Genomic DNA, 4410 nt, shown 5'->3' with positions numbered 1-4410 from the left:
AGTCTGGTAGACTCCAAGATTGTGTATCCGCTGAACAAGATGCGGATTGTCAATCAGCAGGACGATGTGATTGATTATACTGTAGCTGTATCCAGCAATGATAAGCGGGGCTTTGGTACGCCAGAAGAGGCGTGGAACGCCGCTAAGAGCGTTGTGGAAGAGGACACGGCAGAGGTACAGATTCTCCGTAAGAATCAGCGCACAGGGGACTATGAGCCCATCTCGCGCCAAGAAGAGCAGGCAGCTCTGAATGAGCTGGAGAATTGGTACAAGGGGCAGCCCCACATCAACGTGAAGCCCAAGGGCGATTACATCGCCAATATCAAGGGCCAGCACCGTATGAACCTGAATGATATCGATGCCAAGGAAGACTTGGTTATTGGTGCGTCAGGACAGGTTGCCAAGTTTCTTGATAAGGATAGCTGGCTCCGTGATTGGATGTCCAAGGCAGGCTCTATCGCATTTGATCAGGCATCTGTGCTTGAGAAGAAGATGGTACAGAAGCTACGTCCTATGAATGCTCTGCGGACCAAGGATCAGGAAGAAGTCCTGAACGTTCTGGAGAAGGGTGAGCGTGAGATTCTCGCTGATGGTACTACGGGTAAGTGGTATCGTCAAGATGAGCTGAATACTCTCTTCAATGGCGATCAGAAAAAGATTGATGCGTACAACGCTGTGGTGGATCACCAGCGTACCCTGTACTACCTGACCAATGATCGTTTCCGTCAGAACCTAGTCTCACAGGGTATGCACGAGCTGAAGGTCGGAACCAACTCATTTATCGGTAAGCCGATGCATGATGTGGATGACGCTGCTCGTCAGGTGACTCAAGCCTACGAACCCGGCTCTGGTATCCGTAGCTTCAAGCCAGAAGAGATTCGTAAGCTGTACGAGGATGGTGGTCGTATTGGTATCCTCAACCGTGTCGAGCGTCAGTTCACTGGCCCCCGTACTGGTGGCCGGGCTAACATCGACAGCCTAGAGACTCGCTTCCTTGTGATGCGTTCTGGGGCTGAGGTTAACCAGCTTCCACACTTCGTACTGAATCAGCGTGGTGGCTACATTCCTCGTATGTACAACGTGAGCCACATCGTAGGACGTAAGGTTCGTGTACGTACTGATGATGGAACTATCGCAGATAAAGTTATCCCTTACAAGATGGCTTCCAACAAAGCCCAAGCTGATCGGGCTCGTGTTCGTCTGGAAAGGGAAGAAGGTGAGGAGTTCCAAATCTACGGCTCTCGTGAGATTCGTAATGATGAGGAGCTTGGAGCCTACGCAGATGGTATGTCTGAGGAGTTCTTTGAGGACCACGGTATGCTCTTCACTGGGCGTCGTGGACAGGAGGTTGGGCACGTAGACGCTGATCTTGGTCGTCGTGATCTGACTCCCATCATGGACGCTCTTGAGATTGCTCGCCGTAATGCGTCTCGCCATGCTGCTCTTGATCCTGTAGTTGCTTCTATGGAACGCTACCTGAACAAGACCTATGGGGGTGAGTTCGGTACGAAAGGGAAGATCACTATTACTGGTCCTGCCCCCAATCGTCCTGAGAAGATGGATATCGCACGAGAGAAAGCCTACAACGATATGGTTGCCCTGCGTGACCACATCCGTATGCTACAGGGCTTTGCTCGACCTGCTTCATCCAAGGCTTCTACCGACCTGTACGTAGCTGTTGGTGATGCGCTGTCTGACCTGTCTATGACCCGTGTGGGCGATCTGCCCATGGCACGAGTTGCCCTTGAGGGTGCATCTGAATATATGTACAAGAACGCCAAGGTTGACCCCTTCCGTCTCATGAAGACAATCAACTTTGTGCGACTGATCGTGATGAACCCCATCCGTCAGGCTCTCTTGAACAGTCAGCAGATGTCTATGTACGTTGGCCTCAAGCCTCAGTACTTTGGTACTGGTCAAGCTATGAAAGACTGGACTGGCCTAACCATCGGCGTGATGGGTAAGTTCGCTGATGAGAACAGCATGCTCCGTGTGATGTATGAGGGCAGCAAAGGTCGTATGGCTAAAGAGCTGGGTATGTCCCTGCCTGAGTACGAGAAGTTCGTGGATGACTTCCACCAGAGCGGTTTCATGCAGGCTATCGACTCTCACGAGTATGTTGCCTATATGGCCGTTGACTCTCGTAATACCGCACAGCTTGGCGCTCTCATGAAGGGGGTTCGTGCTGCTGACAACTCCATGAAGACGATGATCCGTCTGGCGCGTCGTGCAGGCTTTGACGCTGGTGAGTTTGTCAACCGTACTAATGCTTGGCTGGTTGCTCGCAAAGAGTGGATGGATGCCAATCCCGGTAAGAAGATGGATCAGGCTGTCATCGACTCAATCCATGGTCGTGCTAACCAACTGGCTCTGAACATGAACCCGGCTGGTAAGATGGCGTGGCAGGAAGGTCTGACTGGTGTTGCTTTCCAGTTCCTTTCTCACGTTACCAAGACCATGCAGGTCATCACCCCGAATACTCGTATCCTTGGTCTGAATAAGGTTGCCAACAAGGCTTACTCCAATAGGGATAAGTCACGCATCTTCCTGACTCAGACTGCTTTGTATGGTACGGGTGCCTTTGGTCTGAATGAGCTGTATCGTCATGCCACTGAGAAGTTCGATGTGAACGTACCAGATTGGGCCGATGAATGGATTCAAGAGGGCTTGCTCGGTGAGACGGTTAATATGGCAATCCGACTCGGTGATGCAGAGGACGAGAGAAGTCGTATCGTATTCTCTGAGAAGTATGCACCGCTGTCAGGTGCCGTGACTGGTAACGTACCGGCTATGCTGATCGATTCCTTCATGACTATGAATCTGCCAGCAGAACTGCTGCTTGGTCCGTCCATGAGTTCCGTTAAGGAGTTCAAGGAGATCGTGGACTTTGCTCTATTCGTGGGCGGTAAGGTCGAGCTTCCCGAGGACGAGAGCAAGATGGCAGCGATCTTTGATCGTGCTATCGACTTCTTCCCTGTGTTCAACAACTACGAGAAAGGTATGATTGGTCTGGCCTATGGTCAGTTCTACTCACAGCATGCTGATCCTACCGTCCGTGCTACCAAGATGGAAGCCTTGGCTAAGGCGGCCCTTGGTGTACAGTCGGCTGAGGAAAGGGATGTGACCAATCTGCTGCGTGGTTGGCAGGGGCTGTACGTGCAGAAGGAAGGTGGCTCTCAGGAGGAAGTACAGACTCTTGCTCGTAATATCTTCGAGCGTACCAAGAAGCTAGCCATGCAATTCGGTGAAGGCGAGATTGATCGCCAAGAGTTGGCTGACATGCTTGAAACTACTGCTCAGTTGTACAAGGCTAGTCTGCCTGAACATGAGTACGTGTACATCTTCCGTAATTATCTCCCTGCTCGTCTGATGGAGGATTACGATGAAGAGACACGCTCTAGCGAGCTGGCTAAAGCTATCATCAATGGTCTGAACAAAGGCTCACTCGGTCTTGATGAGACACGTCGTCGCATCCAGAACGTTGCTGAGTTTGAGGGTAAGGCCGATCTGATGAAGTCCATCGACTATCAGATTGATGTGCTTAATAATCTAAAGGATAACAAAGTCGGAGAGGTACAATAAATATGGCTTTCCAAAAGAATATCGGTGGCCCCTCCTTTCAGGGAATGGGCAATCCGGCAAGGCCAGCACGTACAGTAGCTAGTGGTATTCCAGACCTGCTTAACGCGGGTCTTCAAGCTGCGAATATCTTTGATGATCGTAAGACGGCGGCCGATAAGGCCGCTGCTGAGGCAGAGCAAGCACAGGTCGTGCAACAGTATACTCAGGAGTCCATCGGACGGGCTCTTGATGCACACCCTGCTGTACAGAGAGCTACTTCTCAGATTGATCAATCTAGGATTCCTCAGGGTGATATGATTGCCCTGAACCAAGCTGCTGAACAGGCTGAGCGCCTGAGTATCATGCAACAGCAGACTGGTGATGTGGATTACATCAACTACCAGAAGCTGGCACAGCATCGTAAGTATCTGGCTCAGTATCCCCACCTAGCTCCTGAACTGAATAAGCTGTTCAAGGATGCTCAGGGTACGGGGATCATGGGCTACGCAGATGAGTCCTTTGAGCGAGATGATGCAGAGGCTACTGCCCAGTTGGAGCGTCAGCGACAGCAGGCAGATGCACAGCGCCAAGCTAAGATGACAGCCATTAACGCTGGCCTGACGGCGTACGGCATCGTGCCCCCGTCAAATGCAGAGGATGCTGAAACCCTGTTCTACGCATCTGGCGCTGCTGAGGCATGGGGCAAGTTGCAGCAGAGCAAAAAGGTACTGGACCAGGTCAACACTCAAAATGACCTGTCTGCCGATGACCGCAAGAAGAAGGAGCTGAAGGCTGCCGACGATGGGTTGTCTAGGATGCACCTTGATATAACTTCCGCTTCAGCGGCCA

General features: G+C 51.6%; 2 protein-coding genes. Both read left to right on the top strand.

Annotated features, from left to right (window positions below):
• Positions 1 to 21 precede the first annotated feature (21 nt).
• A complete protein-coding gene (locus V6D20_01855) occupies positions 22 to 3582 on the top strand; it encodes a hypothetical protein (protein ID HEY9814541.1) in 3561 nt (1186 codons plus the stop codon).
• A gap of 2 nt (positions 3583 to 3584) precedes the next feature.
• Positions 3585 to 4410: hypothetical protein (locus V6D20_01850; GenBank protein ID HEY9814540.1), on the top strand; the 826-nt coding region annotated here is incomplete at its 3' end.

The sequence above is a fragment of the Candidatus Obscuribacterales bacterium genome, from assembly GCA_036703605.1.
Classification (GTDB): Bacteria; Cyanobacteriota; Cyanobacteriia; order RECH01; family RECH01; genus RECH01.
Note: the sequence above shows the minus strand (reverse complement) of the source record. Positions and strands in the feature narration are given on the sequence as shown.